The 18,875-nt window shown below is 64.2% G+C and carries 15 protein-coding genes; 7 read left to right on the forward strand and 8 right to left on the reverse strand.

Annotated features, from left to right (window positions below; translation table 11 throughout):
• Nucleotides 1–251: 251 nt before the first annotated feature.
• The 4 genes from NS2_RS26525 (at nucleotide 252) to NS2_RS26535 (ending at nucleotide 11,561) form a co-directional block, all read left to right on the forward strand.
• Nucleotides 252–3,083, forward strand: coding sequence for a GmrSD restriction endonuclease domain-containing protein (locus NS2_RS26525; RefSeq protein ID WP_063865124.1), 2,832 nt, complete (start codon nucleotides 252–254; stop codon nucleotides 3,081–3,083).
• Between the two features lie 154 nt (nucleotides 3,084–3,237).
• The gene (locus NS2_RS37865; protein ID WP_230464263.1) at nucleotides 3,238–4,668 is read left to right on the forward strand and encodes a hypothetical protein; all 1,431 of its coding nucleotides are present in this window, start codon (nucleotides 3,238–3,240) and stop codon (nucleotides 4,666–4,668) included.
• 9 nt (nucleotides 4,669–4,677) lie between these two features.
• Nucleotides 4,678–6,627, forward strand: coding sequence for a hypothetical protein (locus NS2_RS37870; RefSeq protein WP_062614404.1), 1,950 nt, complete (start codon nucleotides 4,678–4,680; stop codon nucleotides 6,625–6,627).
• Nucleotides 6,624–11,561 carry a DEAD/DEAH box helicase gene (locus tag NS2_RS26535; protein ID WP_147207317.1) on the forward strand — a complete coding sequence of 1,646 codons (4,938 nt, stop codon included), beginning with the start codon at nucleotides 6,624–6,626 and terminating at the stop codon, nucleotides 11,559–11,561. The genes NS2_RS37870 and NS2_RS26535 overlap by 4 nt, the downstream gene beginning before the upstream one ends.
• Nucleotides 11,562–11,588: 27 nt before the next feature.
• On the opposite strand, the gene NS2_RS26540 is transcribed toward NS2_RS26535, so the two are convergent.
• Nucleotides 11,589–12,074 carry a hypothetical protein gene (locus NS2_RS26540; protein WP_147207318.1) on the reverse strand — a complete coding sequence of 162 codons (486 nt, stop codon included), beginning with the start codon at nucleotides 12,072–12,074 and terminating at the stop codon, nucleotides 11,589–11,591.
• 451 nt (nucleotides 12,075–12,525) lie between these two features.
• On the opposite strand from NS2_RS26540, the gene NS2_RS26545 reads away from it, so the two are divergent.
• Nucleotides 12,526–13,368, forward strand: coding sequence for a transposase family protein (locus NS2_RS26545; protein WP_147207319.1), 843 nt, complete (start codon nucleotides 12,526–12,528; stop codon nucleotides 13,366–13,368).
• Nucleotides 13,369–13,417: 49 nt separating this feature from the next.
• Here the strand turns inward: NS2_RS26545 and NS2_RS26550 are convergent, their stop codons facing one another.
• The 7 genes from NS2_RS26550 to NS2_RS26575 form a co-directional block, all read right to left on the reverse strand.
• Complete coding sequence (locus NS2_RS26550) at nucleotides 13,418–13,732, reverse strand: WXG100 family type VII secretion target (protein ID WP_033090973.1); 315 nt, start codon at nucleotides 13,730–13,732, stop codon at nucleotides 13,418–13,420.
• Between the two features lie 75 nt (nucleotides 13,733–13,807).
• Nucleotides 13,808–14,347 (reverse strand): LpqN/LpqT family lipoprotein, encoded by a 540-nt coding sequence (locus NS2_RS36285; RefSeq protein ID WP_071812007.1) that lies wholly within the window; start codon nucleotides 14,345–14,347, stop codon nucleotides 13,808–13,810.
• The gene (locus NS2_RS36290) at nucleotides 14,344–15,234 is read right to left on the reverse strand and encodes a hypothetical protein (protein WP_033090971.1); all 891 of its coding nucleotides are present in this window, start codon (nucleotides 15,232–15,234) and stop codon (nucleotides 14,344–14,346) included. Before NS2_RS36290 ends, NS2_RS36285 begins: the two co-directional genes overlap by 4 nt.
• A complete protein-coding gene (locus NS2_RS26560) occupies nucleotides 15,222–16,301 on the reverse strand; it encodes a hypothetical protein (protein ID WP_143161391.1) in 1,080 nt (359 codons plus the stop codon). The genes NS2_RS36290 and NS2_RS26560 overlap by 13 nt, the downstream gene beginning before the upstream one ends.
• A gap of 6 nt (nucleotides 16,302–16,307) precedes the next feature.
• Nucleotides 16,308–16,631, reverse strand: a complete 324-nt coding sequence (locus NS2_RS26565; RefSeq protein WP_033090970.1) for a type VII secretion target — start codon at nucleotides 16,629–16,631, stop codon at nucleotides 16,308–16,310.
• Nucleotides 16,632–16,888: 257 nt separating this feature from the next.
• The gene (locus NS2_RS26570; protein ID WP_033090969.1) at nucleotides 16,889–17,104 is read right to left on the reverse strand and encodes a hypothetical protein; all 216 of its coding nucleotides are present in this window, start codon (nucleotides 17,102–17,104) and stop codon (nucleotides 16,889–16,891) included.
• A 144-nt stretch (nucleotides 17,105–17,248) separates the two neighbouring features.
• Nucleotides 17,249–17,593: a DUF4254 domain-containing protein gene (locus NS2_RS26575; RefSeq protein WP_052086985.1), complete on the reverse strand. Its 345-nt coding sequence runs from the start codon at nucleotides 17,591–17,593 to the stop codon at nucleotides 17,249–17,251.
• Between the two features lie 155 nt (nucleotides 17,594–17,748).
• Between NS2_RS26575 and NS2_RS26580 the strand changes: the two genes are divergently transcribed.
• Both NS2_RS26580 and NS2_RS26585 read left to right on the forward strand, forming a co-directional pair.
• On the forward strand, nucleotides 17,749–18,660 hold the full coding sequence (locus NS2_RS26580) for a DUF5753 domain-containing protein (protein WP_143161390.1): 912 nt from the start codon (nucleotides 17,749–17,751) through the stop codon (nucleotides 18,658–18,660).
• Nucleotides 18,657–18,851 carry a DUF397 domain-containing protein gene (locus NS2_RS26585; RefSeq protein ID WP_071812006.1) on the forward strand — a complete coding sequence of 65 codons (195 nt, stop codon included), beginning with the start codon at nucleotides 18,657–18,659 and terminating at the stop codon, nucleotides 18,849–18,851. Before NS2_RS26580 ends, NS2_RS26585 begins: the two co-directional genes overlap by 4 nt.
• Nucleotides 18,852–18,875: the final 24 nt, after the last annotated feature.

The following is an 18,875-nucleotide window of genomic DNA, read 5'->3' on the forward strand; positions in this document are numbered from 1 at the left end:
CGACACTAGTGGGTACGCACCGCGGAATGGGGTCGGAGAATTCGGGCGCTTGGACCAGTCGTCTATCAAGTTCGAGAGAATTGGCACATATTGTCAGCGTCAGCCCGTTGCTTTCGGAGGACGTGTTCGGGACGGAGGGCATGGATCGAAAGCTGTTCCGGGCAACTATTTTGAGTAATTTCGGATGTGCGCCGAGGGGCGTTGCGATGTCCGGTATTGTTCGGCGTCGGCGGTCGGATGATAGGAACGGGATGAAGGCGTCGGAGACAACGTTTGCCGCACTGGTGCAGGGGGAGAAGCAGTTTCAGATCCCGTTGTATCAGCGCACTTACTCGTGGTCGGACAAGCAGTTGGCGCAGTTGTGGAGCGATATCTGTGAGCAGGCCGACCTGCTGGCCGATGGAGATCAGGCCACGACGCATTTCTGCGGGTCGGTGGTGTTGGCGCCGTCGCCACTGAACGACGCGAGTTTCGCACGCTGGCTGGTGGTGGACGGGCAGCAGCGGTTGACGACACTGAGCCTGGCGTTGGTGGCGATCCGCGATCATATGGCGGTGTTGGATCCGCGGCAGCGGGAACGGATCAATGAGCAGTATCTGATCAACAAGTTCCAGGAAGGTGACGGGTTCTTCCGGTTGTTGCCGACTCAGGCCGATCGGGGCGCCTATGCCGAGCACATTCGCGACACCCACGCCGGTGACGGTGGTGACCGGGTGGGCGCAGCGTATCGATACTTCCGGCAGGCGTTGCTGGCGATCGAGGGTGCGGCGGACGGTCCGGCCGTCGCACAGGTCGAGAAGGCGATCACCACCCGTCTGACGCTGGTTCAGGTGGTTGCCGAACGCGATGACAATGTGCATCGAATCTTCGAGTCGCTCAACAACACCGGTTTGAAGCTGTCCCAAGCGGACCTGCTGCGAAACTACCTTTTCATGCGCTTGCCGACCCGTGGCGAGCAGGTCTATCAGGCTTATTGGCTGCCGCTACAGCGTAGTTTGAGCAACGAGCAGCTCGAGCAGTTGATGTGGTTGCAGCTGGTACTTCACGGTGGTTCGCGGACCCGGCGGCAGGATGTCTATACCGCGCAGCAGCGGCATTTCGCCCGACACGGCGAGACCGAGGCCGACATCGAGGACTACATCCGCGAATTGCACCGTAGAGCCAAGCATTTCCGCCGGATAATCGACCCGGATCGGGAACCCGACCTCGAGGCCCGTCGTTATTTGCGCCGAATCGATCAGTGGCAGGCCGCGACGACATATCCGGTGCTGATGATGTTGCTGGACCGGCGAGAGGCCGGAGTGATGAGCCCGGCCGAACTCGTCCGGGCCCTGTCCTACATCGAGTCCTTCCTGGTTCGCCGGATGATCTGTCACCGCCCGACGCAGGGCCTGAACCGGGTTTTCCAGGAGCTGCCGGAACAGCTGCCCGAGGACATGTCGATGGCAGACGAGCTATATCAGGTCCTGTCGGCGCCGCGGCGTTACTGGTCGACCGATACCGAACTCCGTGAGGCGATCGCCGCGAAACCGTTCTACTGGCAGGGAAAACCGGAGCAGCGACGCCTGGTGCTGCAACGCCTCGAAGAGAGCTACGAGCACCCCGAGCCGGTTGACTTCGCCAATGCCAAGCTCACTATCGAACACGTGCTGCCGCAGCAGCCCGGCGCAGAATGGCTGGAAACGCTGGCGGCCGAAGCGGGCGACGGCGAGACTGCCGAGGATCTGCACGAGCGGATCGTGCATACGCTCGGAAATCTGACGTTGACCGGCGAGAATTCTCGACTGTCCAATCACCCGTTCCAGCGCAAGCAGGACCTGCTCAAGGGCTCGCATCTGGAGATGAACCGACGCATCGCCGGGACCGATCGCTGGGGTGCGGCCGAAATCGCCGCCCGTGCAGCCGAACTGGCTGATCAGGCGATTCGCCTGTGGCCCGCACCGTTGGCCGGGGTGGATCGTGGCACGGGGAAGCGGGACTGGACCCTGCTGCGTCAGGCGGTCGCGGTGATTCCGCCCGGCACCTGGACGTCCTACGGCGAGTTGGCTGCGCTGGTCGGCTCGAGCCCGGTCGCAGTCGGTCAGCAACTGGCCGGCTCGATTCCCGGTGCATACCGAGTCCTCGATCACGGGGGCCGGGTGACGGGGGCGTTTCGCTGGCCCGAGGGCGCGGACCGTGGCGATGTGCTCGATGTGCTGCGCGCGGAGGGCGTCATCTTCAACGGCAGCGGGATCGCCGCCGCCGAGCAACGACTCACAGCACGGGATTTGGCTGTTCTGCTCGGCATGACCGGATTCGACGATGAAGCCGGCGACCAGGTCGGCCCCTCAGCCGACCGCCGGGACCGGTTCTTTGCTCAGCTCGAGGATGGGAACGTGGCCGCGGCGGTGGCGAATGTCCGTGAGCTGCTCACTTTTTGGGAATCGATCGGCGGCTACCTCGAATTCGGGGGCGGCGCCAAGTCCACCAGCTGCTTCCTGAGCCTGGCACGAGGCGATGCGGGAGTGATCTGGCCGCTGGTGGTGTATCCAGGCAATGGCGGGGCTGGCAAGCTGGAGGCCGTCTTCCAGCATCTGGCCGTCCGCGAACCATTTATCGAAACGGGCTTGCGGAACGAGTTCCGTTCGCGTCTCAATGAACTATCCACCATCGATATTCCAGAGGGCAAGCTGACGCTGCGGCCGGGAATTCCGCTGCCGGCGATCATGACCACGACCGATTTCAAGCTCCTCTGCGATGCCCTGCTCTGGTTCCGGGACATGGCCGTCGGCCGGTCGGCCGATTCCCTGGGCGACGTGGGCGAGTCCGGCGGCCCGTGGGGGCTCAATGCCGGGCTGATGTCGCAGTCGGTACGGGGGCTGCTGGAGCTGGTGAGGGAGCACGGGTGCGGCAAGCCTGAGATCGGAGTCGAGCTGGGTGTCTATCACTGGCCGGTTGAAGCCGTCTGGGTGCATCACAAGGTCGTGCTCGTCGAGGGCGTGGACGAAGATCGGGATGACGGTCTGCGGAATGACGGGTATCGGGTAGTCGGAGTCGGCGATGACGCGCTCGATCGGTGGGTGGCCATGTTGATCCAGGACTGATTACCAAATCGGTCGACCGAGATACTCGCGGTAGTGAATTCCTCGAATTCCTTTGTATCGCAAGTATGTTCGAAAATAGTTCGAATCGTTCGACTTGTCGGACCCATGTGACACAGTCGGGATCGAGCCGGTTGAGTGTCAGGGGGTAATCGCGATGGATCAGACGCATCTGGGTCAGTGGGTGAGCGATGAGGAATTTCGGCTGAGTCGCGAACTGGGCAATATTGCGCTGTTCTTCGAACTCAATCTCGACGAGGACGAGATCCGGCGAGTGCAGGAAGTCTACGGCCAGGTTGCCGGGCGGTTGGGGCCACACCAGCGGGCCCGAACGATGATCCAGCAGTACCCGGCGTTGACGTTGGTCTCGCTGTTGGGGCACGCCGGACTCTCCTACGAGCAGGGCCGCTTCTGGGATGGGTTCTGGTCCGAGCTGGGCTTGCCACGGGAACAGGAATTCGAGAACGCTCTGCGGGCAGCACTCGGCAGGCTGCTGCGCCGTTTCGGGATGCGTGAGTTCCCGGAATTACAGGGTGACTACGTGCGAGTGATGACCATGCACGCCGGGATTCCCGTGCATTGCCTGGGCGACCTCGTCGACGTGATCGAGCACCATTTGGCTGTCGGCCGTGAGCCTACTGGCGCCGCGGTGTTCGAATGGCTCACCGAGCCGGGAATGGCATACCGCCTCAATAGCCTCGACGTACCGGTCCGCAATTTCCTGCAGCTGGGCGGCGAGGCCGCGGTGGACATCATCGATCGGATCCTGGATTTCATCGAGTTCACTGCGGAGCACACCGATGTCTGGAACGACCTCACGGTGGACTCGTCGACCACCGGCTTGCCGACCCTGTTGCTGGAGGGTCTGATCGACCGGCTGCGCGAGCGGCCGTTCGGGCAGGGCCCCGCTGCGGTCGGCGCGGCGGCTCGTGGACACGTTCCGCTGCTCGGATTCTCGGAGGCCGACCGTCAGATCACCGTCGGCCTCCCGTATCCGGCATCGGAGCCGGAACAGCCCTGGAAGGTCTCCTTCGACGGTGATACCCGGGAGCGGTATGCCGAACGGGGCTGGGGTGTGGTCGACGGTGCGGCGCATCCGCTGACTCCCGTGCCCGTGATCCGTCCCGTGCGGGAAGTCGTACTGCGCCACGCGGGTTCGGCCGCCGAGCATCGCATCCCCCTGGTGGACAAGTCCGATCCGCTGTTGCTGTTCGATCTCGAAGGAATGTTGCTGCATCGCCGGAGCGCGCTGCCGCGCGATGAGGTGTTCGCGGTGCATCCGCATGACGCCGTCATCGTCGACGCGGCCTCGGGTGAGCCGGTCGCCTCGAGTGAGAACTTGGGCTCCCCGGCGGGATGGCGTGGCTGGCAGGCTCGCACGGTCGATCTTTCCGGGCGTGACGCGATTCGCTTGCAGCGCAATGGCGGAGACCTGTGCCCGACTCGTGAGGTGCGGGCGGTCGGCGCTCCTCGGCTGGAGCTTGCCTACCCGCTCGAAGGCGTGTCCACCACGAGTGGACTATCGGTGTACCCGACTCGGCCGATCATCACATTGCCGCCGTGTCCTCGACCGGGATCTCAGATCTAGCGGACGCGGGTGCGCTACTCCGGCCGGACCGACTGGCTCGCGCAGGAGGAGTGGGAGTCGGGTACCGAGCACGCCGGCCTGGATCCTTTCGATGGGTTGCCGTCCGGATTGCTGGGGCTGTTCGACATCCTTGTCACCGGACCGCTCGGCTCGGACCTGCGGTGCACTGTGTTTCTGGCCGAAGGCATGTCGGTTGAGCACAGTGAGACCTTTCGCATTCCGGTCCCGGGCGGGTTGTCTCCGAGTCTGAGCCTGATCGATTGCGAGTTCCCGCTGTCCTCGGATCACGAAGGCGTCTCTTTCGAGCCCACATCGCGTGAGGCCCGCGTGCAGGTTTGCAGTGGAGACGTGGTGCAGACGCTGGTGATCACACCGCCCCATATCGAGTTTCGAGTCGACGAGCTGGGCACTCCTGCGCAGTGGAGGACGTCGGCCCAGTCGATCACCATGGCCGAACTCGAGGCGAATTCCGTTGTAGCCGCGCGCATTCCCGGTCACGTTCGCGTCGACTTCGCACTATTGGACGCGGAGGGCACGGTCGTTCAGATCGAGCGGCCGGAGGTGCCTTCGGACAACGTCTTCCACGTCCGGTCCCGAACCTTCGTCGATACGGTGCGCCGGATTCGCGTTGGGGAGTTGGTGGCTCGTGTCGATGATCCGGCGGGTGGTTCCCAGAATGTCGTCATGGCGCGGATCCGGCCCACCCAGCTGTGCGGCGGTGTCGGCATAGCCGAGCGAGAGCTGGTGTTCGAGGCGCTCGCGGCGGGTGAACTGGGCGCGTTTGTCTGGGCGGTGACCGCACCGTGGCATCAGGTCTGGCAGCTGCGGATCGAGGATGGCCGGGCCTGGCTGCCGGATGAGTTGTGTGTCGCGGGGCCGCTGCTGGTCCAGGTGTTTGTGGATGATCCCTGGCTGGGGATCCTCCCGCCGCGTCGTCCCGGTGTGACTGCCTACCGGGTCGAGCAGCCTGGCTGGCTAGATGATGAAAACCCTTCTCGTGAAAAGCTATCGCGGTTTCTCGGCGGTCAGGGCGTCTTGCCGGGGTCGTGCGACGCCGTGGCGGAGGTATGGGCGGCGCTGGCGGCACTGCCTCCGGGCCGGTCTGATACCAGGACGGAGCTACTACGTGGCGGACTGGTCCGGGTGCTCGCACGCGACCCGCGCGGAGCGCTGGAAGTGCTGGGCGGTGCGACGATTCCGGCTCCCGAGATGGTGCCGCTGCTCATCCGCACCGGGTTGACCGAACAGCGGTACGCGTCCACCCGCGCCTACGACCATATGCACGCCAATCCCTGGGTGGGGTGCCTGGTCGAGATCGCGGATCTGCCCTATCGAGCGCGTACCGAAGTCGCGGGGGAGTGGGATCAGATGCTCGGGTACCTCCGGATTCACGGCGGGGAGTGGCTGATCAGCCTGCTGCGAGGCAAGGCAGGCGATCCGCGCATCGGGGTATTCGACCGGAATGTGGAACGTGCGCACGACTGGCCGCCGTCACAGATCGACGAGATGCTCGAGGTGCTCCGCACGGTGCCGGAGGCGTTGCTGGACGAAGCCACCCGGATGAGCGCGATCATGGCGGCCTTCCGGGTTCGTCAGGAATGGATGGCGGAGCCCGCACTAGCCGTCTTGACCGCCGGGGTATCCACCGTCCTGCGGCGGATCAATCACGCCGCCCCGGTGCTGTACGACATGATTCGGGCTCGCAATGAGGCGCTCGACGACGTGGACGTCGCCGCCCACCCGTGGATGCTGCTCTCACTGCAATCGCTGACCATGGCGGCTCTGGCCCGGCTCAGCGCGCGAGGCCGTTTCGATATCGAGTTGATGACCCGCGATCTGCGCGAGGCGTGGTCCCGGCTGGCGGACCTGTGCCCGGAGCTGGTGGTGACCGATCTGCTGATCGCGGACGCGCTGGCCACCTATGAGACCCACGGTGATCTGATCGGAGAAGACCGATGACGGAACGACTCGACCCGCTGGCCGCCGGCGCCGATATCGAAGCGAGTTACAAGCGGTACCTGAAGACCCTGCTTGCGCCGCGTGACCCGATGCTGGCCGCGGTATTCGACCGGGCGGTCGACGACACCGCCATGCTCACCAAGGGCCCGCTGCTCGAGCTGACCCCGCCCTATGCGCCCGGGATGTCGCTGCGGCAGTTGATGACCGAGGGAGTCCTGCACGCGGGCCTCGCCGATCTGGGTACGGCCATCGATCTGGACCGTCCGCTCTACCGGCACCAGGAGACCGCGGTTCGCAAGGCCGTGGCCGGACGCAATCTCGTGGTGAGCACCGGTACCGGCTCGGGCAAGACCGAGAGCTTTCTGCTGCCGATCTTCAACTCGCTCATCGCCGAACGCGCCGCGGGCGATTTGGGACCAGGGGTTCGCGCGCTGCTGCTCTACCCGATGAACGCCCTGGCCAATGATCAGCTCAAGCGCCTACGCGGGCTGCTCGCCGATCTGCCCGACATCACCTTCGGCCGATACACCGGTGAGACCAAAGAGTCCGCGGCGGATGCGGAATCACAGTTCCAGGCCCTGCACCCCGGGGCAGCACGACTGCCGAACGAACTGCTGAGCCGCCAGGAGATGCGGGAAACGCCGCCGCACATTCTGCTGACCAACTACACGATGCTCGAATACCTGTTGCTGCGCCCCGCCGACGTAGACCTGTTCGACGGTGAATACGCCGGTACCTGGCGCTTTCTCGCTCTGGACGAGGCACACGTCTACGACGGTGCGCAGGGCTCGGAGGTGGCATTGCTGCTGCGCCGTTTGCGGGAACGAGTCGCGCGGGACTCCCGATTGCAGTGCATCGCCACATCGGCGTCGCTGACCGGTACGACCGAGGAATCGCAGGGTGGGGAGGCGACGAGCTTCGCCACGCGATTGTTCGATGCGCCTTTCGAATTCGTCCCCGGCGATGAGGATCGGCAAGACTTGGTCACGGCGACCCGCTCGCCGCGGCGCGACACGCCCACCTGGACCGTCGACGACACCGAACTGCTCGGCTTCGCCGATGCCACTGCGGATCTCTCCCCGATCGGAAAGCATTGCCGCAGCGGTGATATCGCCGATGCCCTGCACGATGAGCGGCGGATCGCCGATCTGAAGGCAATCGTATCCGGCGGTCCCGTAGATGTGCGAACACTCGCGACGAAGCTGTGGCCGGGCGACGCGCACGCGCTGGCCAAGCTGGAGGCGTTGGTCGCGCTCGGTTCGAAAGTCCACGACGCCGACGGCAACCCGGTACTGTCGGCGCGCTATCACATGTTCGTCCGCGCGACCGAGGGCGCGTACGTCAGCTTCGGCGGAGACGAGCCCCGGGTCTTTCTGGGCCGCCATGAGATCGATCCGGAAACCGGCCGTGCCGTGTTCGAGTTCGGTACTTGCCAGCGCTGTGGCGCCGTGCACCTGGCCGGGCGGGTGGACAATCGCAACGGCCGGGAGTTCTTCCTGCCCGCGAAGACCGAGGACGCCGAGTCGGTGCGCTGGCTGGTGCTCACCGAGGGCACGCTGGACAGTCTGCTCGACGAGGACGAGGAGACCCTCTCCGATGACGCCGGAGCCGGGATCTCGACGGGTGTGCGCCAATTGTGCACCGGCTGTGGCGCACTCGATCGCGGCACCGGCCGTTGTTCCGGCGGCGGGTGCCCGGGCGGCCCGGTGCTGAGGGTGCGCGAGCATCCGATGCGGACGCGGGTGATGAGCACCTGCACCGAGTGCGGCGCGCGCTCGCGCCAGGTGATCAGGCGCCTGCGCACCGATGTCAACGCGGCTCCAGCTGTCATCACCACCGCCCTGTACCAGCATTTGCCCGCCGCCACCGATGAGACGGCAGAGCAGGTCGGCGCGGGCCGGAAGCTGTTGATGTTCTCCGACTCTCGCCAGGCCGCCGCCTTCGCCGCGCCCTATCTGGCCCACACCTACGGGCGCATGCTCGAGCGCCGCTATCTCACGCAGGCACTGCTCGATCCCGGCAACCGCGGGGAGCTGCTCTCGGTGGCGGATCTGGCGGCCACCGTGCGTGCAATCGCCACCGCGGCAGGGCATTTCGCAGAGCGGGCGACGCGCGGCGAGATTCTGCGGGAGGTCAATCCCTGGATCATGGCGGAATTGATGACCCTCGATCAGCGTCAGTCGCTGGAAGGTCTGGGCCTGATGCGGGTTTCGCTGTTCCGTGCCGGGCCCGCGCCGAAGCCGCTGACCCGTTTGGGACTGTCCGAGGTCGAGGCATGGGGTCTGCTCGAAGAACTGATCCGGACCGTGCGATATCAGGGCGCGATGACACTGCTGCCCGATGTCGACATCCGCGAGCCCATCTTCGAGCCGCGCAATCTGCGCATCCGGGTTCGCTCGATGAAGTCCGATCGCGGCCGGGCCATCATCAGCTGGTTGCCCGGCGGTGGGGTCGCGACGACCAATAATCGAATCCTGCTGGTGCGCAAGGTACTCGCCGCTGTCGGCTCGGAACTGGACGCACGTGATGTCCTCAACGGCTGCTGGAGGTTCCTTCTCGACCTGGGGTGTCTGAGCCTCGAACGCGACAAGGTCGCCGGGGACGTCTATCAGGTCGACCACGCCGAGCTGCGAATCCAGCCAGGTCCCGATTGCGCCTGGTATCAATGCGAGTCCTGTCGTCGGCTGACCCCGAACAGCATTCGCGGCCTATGCCCGCAGGGCGCCTGTGACGGGAAGCTCGTCGAGTTCGCGCTGCCGCCGCTGGACAGCGACACCAACCACTACCGGACCATGTATCGGACGCTGCAACCGGCTCCGATGTCGGCGCAGGAGCACACCGCCCAATGGGCGGCGATCGAGGCGGCCGACATCCAGCGCCGATTCATCGCCGGTGAGGTGAATGTGCTGTCTTGCTCGACCACCTTCGAACTCGGCGTCGACGTCGGTGATCTGCAATCGGTGGTGCTGCGGAATATGCCGCCCAAGACCGCCAATTACGTGCAGCGTGCCGGGCGGGCGGGACGCCGCGCGTCCTCGGCGGCCCTGGTTCTCACCTACGCCAAGCGGGGCTCACACGATCTCTCGAAGTTCCAGAAGCCGGAGTCGATGATCGCCGGTGCGATGCGTATCCCGTGGATCCCGATCGACAACGAGCGCATCGGCCGACGTCACGCGCACTCGATCGCCCTTGCCGCATACTTCCGATCCCGGTTCGAGCGGGACCGGCTGGTATGGACCAAGGCCGGACCATTCTTCGAGCCCGGCTCCGAGGGACAGGATTCGGCGGCTGCGCAAGTGCGTCAATTCCTTACTCCGGTACCGGATCACGTGCGCACGGCCTTGCGGACCGTGCTGCCGCCGAGTGTCTCCTCCGCGATCGGCGTGGACGACGGCTCCTGGGTGGACCGGCTGTGCGAATTGCTCGCCCTCGCCGAGGCCGACCTGATCGGCGACATCGAGCTGTTCTCGGCGCTGATCGAGGATGCGGTGCAAACCCGGAAGTTCACTCTCGCGGGTCGTTTGCAGAAGACATTGCGCACGATCGAGGATCGCCAGCTGATCGGTTTCCTCGCCAACAAGAACATCCTCCCGAAGTACGGGTTCCCGGTCGACACCGTCGAACTGCGGACCACGCACTGCGAGGGCGACGTCGGTGGAAAGCTGGAGCTGGACCGCGATCTCAGCCAGGCGATCTTCGACTACGCGCCCGGCAACGAGATCGTGGCGGGCGGCAAAGTGTGGACCTCGCGCGGCCTGCACAAGCTCCCCAAGCGAGAGCTGGAGGCGCTCGCATACCGTGTCTGCCGCGAATGCAGTCGGTTCGAATGCGGTCACGGACTCGATGCGGCAGCCCGTTGCCCCAGCTGCGATCAGGAATGCGGGCAGATCCGAACGTGTGTCGTACCCGAGTGCGGCTTCGTGGCCGACCGGCGCGTGGGTGAGGTGAAAGCCGAACCACCGCAACGTCTGTGGGGTGGCTCGAGCTATGTCGAGCACATCGGGGACGTAACCGAGACCTTCGAGTGGCAGTCGACGGGCGGTGTGGCGGTGCAGGCCCGGGCCGGAACCAGGGCCCGGATGGCTGTGCTCGCGGAGGGCAAGGGCGGCGGTTTCCACCTGTGCGAGTGGTGCGGCTGGGCGACGGTGGTCGAGGGCAAGAGGGCGCACCGCGCCGGACATGAGCGTCCGGCCACGGGCACGCCGTGTTCCGGCCCGCTGCAAAGGGTTTCGCTGGCCCACCGGTACGAGACCGACGTCGCGGAATTCACCTTCGAGGACATGTCCTACGACAAGGATTCCGAGTCGAAATGGCTGTCGGTGCTCTACGCGCTGCTCGAAGGCGCCTCCGAGGCACTCGAGATCAGCCGTGACGACATCGACGGCACCCTGTCCTGGAGCGCCGACGGACGGCGCAGCATCGTCCTGTTCGACACCGTCCCCGCCGGCGCGGGCGCCGCGAAAAAGATCGCCGAACACCTGGAACAGGTCGTCCATCACGCCGTCGTGCGGGTCACGGTCTGCGACTGCGGACCCGAGACCTCCTGCTACGGCTGCCTGCGTTCGTTCCGCAACGACCGCTTTCACGAACGGCTCTCGCGCGCAGGGGCGTTGGAGATCTTCGATCGTCTCCGGGTGGTCGGCGCGGCCGACGATCTCGCCGGACCCTGGGGCGAGAACCCGCTCGGGCTTTCCCGCGCGGTCATCGAGCTGCTCTCGGAGCTTTCCCGGCGCGGCATCACCAAGCCCGACATAGGCGTCGAGGCGGGAACCCACTACTGGCCGGTGGAAGCGGTATGGGGAGACGCGAGAGTGACCCTGGTCGAAGGCGCTGATGCCGACCGCGACAACGGATTACGGGAGGACGGCTATCAGGTGGTCACCGTCGAGGAGACCGACGCGGATCGGTTGGCGGCCGTGCTGGCCGAGAGCTGAGTCGCGGTTGCACGGCGATGCCCATCTCTATTTCGCGGTTCGTGCCTTGTTGAGGAGTTCTATCGCCTCGTCGAGGCTGTAACGGAGAGCTTCTTCCGCTGCAATCACACCGACCTCGACCTCATCGTCGGAGCCCTGTCCGTCTGAATTCCGGCGCGCGTCCCACTCTTTCCATGACTCATAAATCGATCGCTCCCGTACCTGAATATCGGACTGGAGGGTGAGGAATGCTTTCGCATCGAGTCCGTGCTGACCTTGGCCCAGCTTGATGTTCAGCAGCGAGTACTCGGTAATGTATTTTCCAACTCTGGCTTGAATCTCGTTGGGTAGATATTTACAGGCCAGCAGCTTTATTGAAATATTAAAGGCAGTCGAGCAATCGAATTCATGCAGTTCCGACGGAACTTTCCATTCGGGGAGATCGTTGATCCAATTCCAATCGTAGTCCGATGGCAGTCGCAAAACCCTTCCGCTGGCAGCTAGATATGCTCGTTGAAGTACCTGATAAGCCATTTTGTCGCGTCCAAAAAATGGTTGAGTGGGATATCGTGCACTCCACCGGCGCGTAGAACCTGCGCGCAGTAGGTCACGCAACTCTGCGTGTCCAGATCGTATGGCGGATATTCTCCTCTGTGGGACTTTGCCATCATGACCTCAGCGTATGCCATGGATGCCGCTGGGTTGGGTAGCTCGACATGGATGTGCATCGTCGTGGCGGACAGAGCATCCACCTCAAATGTCGATACACCATTTCTCGGATTATTGACGCCGCCCCACTGCTCTGTTCGAAGCAGTTCACCGTCGACCGATCGAACCGAGATCAGTGAGCCTTTCCGGGTAGCTGCCCGGTCAGCGGCGTGATCTGCGGATACGCTGAATGTGGTTGCTGGGCAAAGAAAGAGCGCAGAGTCCTGGTAGAAGGATGTTCGACCAAGAACACATCTTCATAGGGACTCTGCGCAGGATGAGTGTGACATACACCGGGGTGCTGGCGGTCCCGGAGGCCACTGTCGAGTTCGTTGCCGGGTTGCTCGAGCAGGTGCGCCGGGCCAAGGGGACGCGCTGGCGGGCGCTGGCCTGCGTCGAACAGACGGTGCTGGCGCTGCGCTGGTTCGTCGACGGCATCCGGGTCGAGCAGCTGGCTCTGGACAATGCGATCGGCAGGACGACCGCCTACGACTATCTGCACGAGGTGATCGACGCGCTCGCCGGTCAGGCGCCGAGTCTGCACGGAGCATTGCGGGCGGCGAAAATGGCTGGTCATGAGCATGTTTCGGGGGACGGCACGTTGATCGCGACCGATCGGATCAGTGAGCCCGGACCGACACCGCAGAAGGGCAAGCCCTCGCGGCGGGTGGATTTGTGGTGGTCGGGAAAACATCACCACCACGGCGGGAACGTGCAGGTGGTGACCGTGCCGGACGGGTGGCCGATCTGGACCTCGCCGGTGCGGCCGGGTCGTGAGCACGACGTCACCGCGCTGCGTACACATCCGGAAATGGTTCCAGCTCTCACCGATTGGGTATCCGACGACAGGCCGGTGCTGACCGACCTCGGCTACGAGGGTGAATCCGCGGTGGCCACCACCGCGGTCAAGAAGCCGGCCGGTGGCCGGCTCACCGAGGCGCAGCGGGCGGCGAACAAGGCTCACAACGGCAAACGTGCCCTCGGGGAACGTGGAAACTCCCTGCTGAAGATGACTTTCAAGGCGTTGCGGCGGCGAGTCGGCTTGTGCCCCTGGCGTATCGGCACCATCGTCGCGGCTGCTCTGGTGTTGCTGCGCCACGAATACCGCCGAACCACCTGACCACGACACGCCGCTACTCGGAAAGGCTCAATGAGCCTGCCGCACCCGGCTACCAGAACGAATCGGTATTGCTGTCCTCGGCTGACTGCAGGGCGGTGGCAGCGTCGGTCAAGCCCTTCGAATACGAATTCAAGAGTGCGACTTTTGACTTCAGTACCGTTTGCAGGTTCTCATCGGACTTGATGTAACCGTTGTCGCCGCCGGAGAAGCTCTGCCCGAATTCGTCGCTGCCCCACGACCCCTTGTAGGCCGTCGACGCACTCGAGACTTTGGCAATGATCGCGTCGATGCGTGCGGAGACCGCGTCGAGACTGCCACCGACAGTCCGCAGCTGCTGAATCTCGACCTCGACCTTGCCGGTCATGCAACCCCTCGGATACCTCCCGTGATCATTGCATAGCATCTCCCGGCGCGAAAGCTGAACGGGAGCAAGGCGGAATCAAGCGCGTGGCAGATCCAGTGAATTCGGCAGGATCGTCAGGCTCGTGGCGACGGTCTCCGCGTCGCGGATGCCGGTCGCGGTGGCGCGTGCGGTCACGGTCATCTGAATCAGATACTGATCGGCGTCGCCGAGGAGGGTCAGTCGGGTGTGGGTCCAGAAGGCGGTGGTTGCCACCCGATAGACACCGGTGATGCTGGTCGAGGGGTGGCCACCGTAATCGGCTGTGTCGTTGGCGATTTCCTGCCAATCCGGTAGTTGGACGGCATCGGCGAACAGATGGGGCAGGGTGGTCGCCGCCTCGATGGGCATCGAGAGGTGATCCACGGTGACCACCGCATTGTCGGCCCATTCGATGTCGGTGGTGGGTGGACCGGCCCACACCTCGTAGGCGGCGGGAAAGACTGCTTGCACGATCGGCCGCCAGTCACGTGGAACGGAGATAAGTACTGCGGGCGCTCCGGGAGATTCCGGAAACACCGGGTCGGCCTGGACTCCCAGGCTGGCCAGGTATTCTCCGACGCCGGACGGCGAAGTCACGAGGTGGGCTCCACCCCGGGGCGAGTGAACCAGGTAGTAGCGTCCTGGCGTGCCAGAAGGGCACGGTGCTCTAGGTGCGCCTTCAGATATTGCAGGGTGGCCAGCATCTGCTCGGCGGGGCAGCCCAGCAGTGAACCGATGAGGGCGACCGAATCCGGCCGGTCGAACTTCGGGTACTGCACCAATCGTGGTGTGCCTGTGCCGATCTGGATGAGGCGCTGCTGGCTGGTGCCGCCGTAGGTCGGCTGTTCGATGACCGTCAGGTCGATCGAGCTGATGTCGTCCCAGGCGAGGAAGTGCTCGTCGTGGCGACGCAGGAACGGCCGCACCATGATTCGGCGGATACCGGTCGGATACAGCTCGACGGTCTGGCGTATGTAGAAGCTGCCGAGCACGACGATGCATCCGAGCATGAGAACTGCGAGCACTGCGGCCAGCGTCGCGCCACCCGAATTGTCTTTCGAGGCTGGCAGCAGCCCGTCGTCGTGGACCCCCAGCAGGGAGTCGAGCCACGCGGCCGAGAAGAACACCGCTGTTCCCGCCAGGCACAGGGCCAGGACCGCGAAGCCGCGGCGTGCGCTGAACACCACGCCGGCCCCGTACTCGGGGTCGATCCGGGGTCGGATGGCACCGGATTCGCCGTGCTTTTCGCTGCGGAGAAGAACCGTCAGGCCCAAGGTCGCCGCGAGGCCGAGTGCGCCGAGGCCGGTGATCAGGTGGCCTCTCGCGAAGCCGATGAGTATCGCGTACAGCAGTGCCCCGGCAGCGAGTACGCCGACGACGACATTCACCAGTGCCGGCAGGCATCCGCGGGTCTGCCGCTGCCACCCGATATCGGGAAAGTCCGCTGCGGGCCGGTTCGGCCCGCCCGGGGTCACCACTCCCATAGCTTCTGGATCCCTTTCGATCCCAGGTACGAGACACCGACCGCGACGATCGAGCCCGCGACGAACCCGACGGCGGTGCCCGCGCCCGGCACCACCGACCCGATCGCGGCGCCGGCGGCCCCACCGGCGAGGACGCCCGCTACCGTTCCGCCGGTCTCGCTGACAATGGCCTCGGGCTTGCTCATTCCGCCGTGAATATCGTCCATGATCGAAGGAACCGTGCCGAGCGCCGCGCCGACGATGCCCAATCGGCTCAATCCGGTCGACAGCTTCACATCGCCGATCTTGAGGCCCTCGGTCAACTTGACGTCCCCGAATCTCGCCGCCCCCGGTAGGTCGCCGATGTTCCGCTCACCCCAGTTGTTCACCCATTTGAGCACCGCGGCATCACCCGCGTCGGAGGCCGCGCCCGCCAGCCCGATGCGGGTGGCCTCAGTCATGGAGGTGGTGATCGTCGCTGCGGTCATCCCCGGGACATCGGGTGTCCAGAACGAGGCCGGGTTGGTGGCGATGCCGTCGGGCAGCGCCTTGGGGTCCTTTGCCTTGATTGCGGCGATGTCTCCGGCCTCGGTGGTCAACGCGGATTCCGGTGCCATGCGCGAGATTTCGGCATTGGCATCGGAGATCTGCTGTCCCCACTTGGCATCAGCGTCCAGCAGCGTCGTGACCAGTCCCGGCAGCCTGGACAACTGGATTCCGGCTTCGGATTCCCAGTCGTCCACGCCGGTAATGGTCCAATCGTCGGCGATGGTGCTGGGCGGGCTCACATAGTTCCGGAGGATCGATTTGATCTCGGAGAGCGGATAGCCCATGGCGTCGTGCGCGCCGGTGCACGCGGTGGCGAGATCGTCGTAGGCCGTGGCGATGGCGCGGATCTGGGTTTGTTCCCGATCGGCCTTGCCTTCCGCTGCGATCTTGGCAGGGCCTTTCCACGCCAATCCATCGTGGATCGTGGTGTGCATGGTGTCGGCGGACTTGACGACCGCGTCGGCAATGCCGGTCGCGTTCGTCGCGAGTCCGGCCAGCCCGGACACATCCCAGTCGAGCACTTCGTTCGGTGTAGCCATGTCGACCTACTTTCCGACGTGCGGATCGCCGGAATTCAGATCTGCGACGACGGCGAGCAGATTGGCCGCCGCCTCCTGGTCGGTGTCGCGGTAGGTGTCCGCGGCGAGCTTCAGCAGACCGGAGAATTCATTGAAACGAGCCTTCAACACCCCCTTGGCGGTCCGGCTGGCGGGATCCGACCCGCCCAGTGCCGCACCGACCGCTGCCCCTTTCAACACGCTCGCGACCGGCTCGGCACCCAGATGCGGTGCCTTGTCGATATCCTCCGGTAAAAGTGCCAGCGCACCCGCCGCTGTTTTCAAACTGTCCGGAGTGACTTCCAGAGACATTCAGCCCCCAATTTCCGCATCGATTGCCGAAGACAGTAGATCAGTCGAGCAAACACTCGTCAAACCTATGCGATCGCTCACATCCGTACTCGGGGTTCTCGCCCGGCGGTTTGGCTCTGGGGCAGCTGTCTGGTGGTCAGCGCATAAATCCGGTGGTAACGAGGCCGTATGGGGTGCTTGAAACGGCTGTCGTGGCACGAGCTGGGCAAGGGAGTGTCGAGCCGGTGTGGCCAATAGTTGGCAAATGTGCGGTTCGCTTATCCGTATTCCCGCTCGGATGAGTTGGCTGTTCGCGGTCTGTGATTCGCGTGTTCCTCCTCGCGGCGTTCGAGTTCGATGCGGGAGGTGATGGCGGCCACGGTCCAGTAGGTGGAGACGGGGGTGCGGCCGTAGCTGTCGAGCACGGTCGCCGGCCACGTCAGCAGGCCGCCGGCCGTCACGCCGAGAAGAAAGGGCAACAGGGCTGCGGACATCGGGCGCGTCTCTTCCTCTTGTCATCGAACTGGATGGGGCTGAAGGTCTTCCGGCTGCGGTGTGAGCAGGTCGGGGATGCGGCGGGTGCGGTGCATGAGGTCGTGGGACAGGTCATCGAAAGCCAGCGACAGTTCCGCCAGGCGCTACCAGGCGTAGTGCAGGTGAGCTTCCGACGCGGCGGTATCGAGCGTGCAGTGGGCGTCCACCGAGAAGCGGGCGATTCGATCGACGACCATGCCGACCGTCTCGGTGTGCAGGGTGGCCGCCGCGTGCGGCCGGGGCGGCTCGCGGATGACCCACTGGTCGATCTCGTGCGCCAAGCGTGCTCTGGCACTGTCGATTTCGCTCAGGGTGGCGGGGTCCGCCGTGCGGCGGGCTTCATGCAGGCTGGCCAGTTCGTAGGCCGCCTGCAATATGGGATGCGGTTGTATCACGAGTCCGCTGCAGGCTTCCAGAAGCAGGTCCTTCGACGGCAGCTGGGTGGTCATTTCGATTGCTCCCCTCGGATTTTGGTGTTCGTGAGTTCAGTAGACAACTGCGGCAATAGAATTGGTGATGTCCAGCCGAATTTGAATGAAGAATGGTTGGCATTCCAGCTGGGCGCATTCCGGAACGGAGATTCCCGGATAGTGAGGCTAAAGAAATGGCCGGATCGTCGCTTCCCAGAAGGGCTCTCGGTCGCAGGCTGCGCGGCTACCGGGTGCGCGCGGAGAAGAGCCAACTAATAGCCGCAGGTCTGCACATCGAACTGTCGCCGCAGAGCATTGGGCGGATGGAGGACGGGCAGAAGGTGAAGATTTGCACTTCACAAATCAGGGATCTGCTCGACCTCTATCGGATCCCGAATCCAAGCGACGATCGAGACGAGATCTTCCTGCCGTGGAAGGAGGTGAAGGATCAGGCGCTTGCTGCAAAACTGGCTGGTACAACGAAGGGGTGGTGGCAGGCCTACACCGACCAGTATGAACCGCATTTCGACCACTATTTGGGGCTGGAGGCGGCGGCCACGCATCTGACCACTCATCAGGTGGTGCTATTGCCGGGTCTGCTGCAGACCGCTGGCTACCGACGCGCGATCAGTCTGGCCAGAGACTCGGGCCTGTCACCCGCCGCACTCGAACGACGGCTGGAATTGGTGGCTCACCGTCGGGTCAGGTTGAAGGACCCGGGTTTTCGTGTGGACATCCTGCTGTCGGAAGGAGTGCTACGTCATACTCCCGGTGGTCGTTCCGTCTTGGCCGATCAGCTGGAGCACATCCTCGAGCTGATCGGCTCGCAACCGAACGTGTCGATCCGGGTCCTGCCGATGGATGCGGGGAGTCATCTCGGCCTTCTCGTACAGTCCTTCACTCTATTTGAATTTCCCCCTCTGGCAAGTCATCTCGTTGAGCCACCGGTCATTTTCGTCGAAGGATACGAAGGCGGTTTGTACCTGGAACAATCGGAGACGATCGACCGACATCGGAGGGCGATCACGGATATTCAGCGGGTAGCGTTGACCGAGGTGGATACCAAGCAGTTGGTGCAGAAGATTGCGAAGGAGTACGGGGTATGACCGTAGACCTGTCCGATGCCCAGTGGTTCAAGAGCACCTACAGTCAGCTGACTCCGGATTGTGTTGAGATAGCTCATCTTTCGGCGAATTCGGTCGGTGTCCGTGACTCGAAGGATCCAAGCGGGCCTGCCCTGGTGTTCACTGGACGCCAGTGGGACAGCTTCCTCGCCAGCGGCGTCTGGCGGCACTGAAGCATTGCGGCGGATGTTCCGCAG

The sequence above is a fragment of the Nocardia seriolae NBRC 15557 genome (genome assembly GCF_007990715.1).
Classification (GTDB): domain Bacteria; phylum Actinomycetota; class Actinomycetes; order Mycobacteriales; family Mycobacteriaceae; genus Nocardia; species Nocardia seriolae.

Coding starts and splice junctions, on each gene's coding strand:
- NS2_RS26525 (WP_063865124.1), top strand. CDS start 252: ATGAAGGCGTCGGAGACAACGTTTGCCGCACTGGTGCAGGGGGAGAAG.
- NS2_RS37865 (WP_230464263.1), top strand. CDS start 3,238: ATGGATCAGACGCATCTGGGTCAGTGGGTGAGCGATGAGGAATTTCGG.
- NS2_RS26535 (WP_147207317.1), top strand. CDS start 6,624: ATGACGGAACGACTCGACCCGCTGGCCGCCGGCGCCGATATCGAAGCG.
- NS2_RS26540 (WP_147207318.1), bottom strand. CDS start 12,074: ATGGCTTATCAGGTACTTCAACGAGCATATCTAGCTGCCAGCGGAAGG.
- NS2_RS26545 (WP_147207319.1), top strand. CDS start 12,526: ATGAGTGTGACATACACCGGGGTGCTGGCGGTCCCGGAGGCCACTGTC.
- NS2_RS26550 (WP_033090973.1), bottom strand. CDS start 13,732: ATGACCGGCAAGGTCGAGGTCGAGATTCAGCAGCTGCGGACTGTCGGT.
- NS2_RS36290 (WP_033090971.1), bottom strand. CDS start 15,234: ATGGGAGTGGTGACCCCGGGCGGGCCGAACCGGCCCGCAGCGGACTTT.
- NS2_RS26560 (WP_143161391.1), bottom strand. CDS start 16,301: ATGGCTACACCGAACGAAGTGCTCGACTGGGATGTGTCCGGGCTGGCC.
- NS2_RS26565 (WP_033090970.1), bottom strand. CDS start 16,631: ATGTCTCTGGAAGTCACTCCGGACAGTTTGAAAACAGCGGCGGGTGCG.
- NS2_RS26570 (WP_033090969.1), bottom strand. CDS start 17,104: ATGTCCGCAGCCCTGTTGCCCTTTCTTCTCGGCGTGACGGCCGGCGGC.
- NS2_RS26575 (WP_052086985.1), bottom strand. CDS start 17,593: ATGACCACCCAGCTGCCGTCGAAGGACCTGCTTCTGGAAGCCTGCAGC.
- NS2_RS26580 (WP_143161390.1), top strand. CDS start 17,749: ATGGCCGGATCGTCGCTTCCCAGAAGGGCTCTCGGTCGCAGGCTGCGC.
- NS2_RS26585 (WP_071812006.1), top strand. CDS start 18,657: ATGACCGTAGACCTGTCCGATGCCCAGTGGTTCAAGAGCACCTACAGT.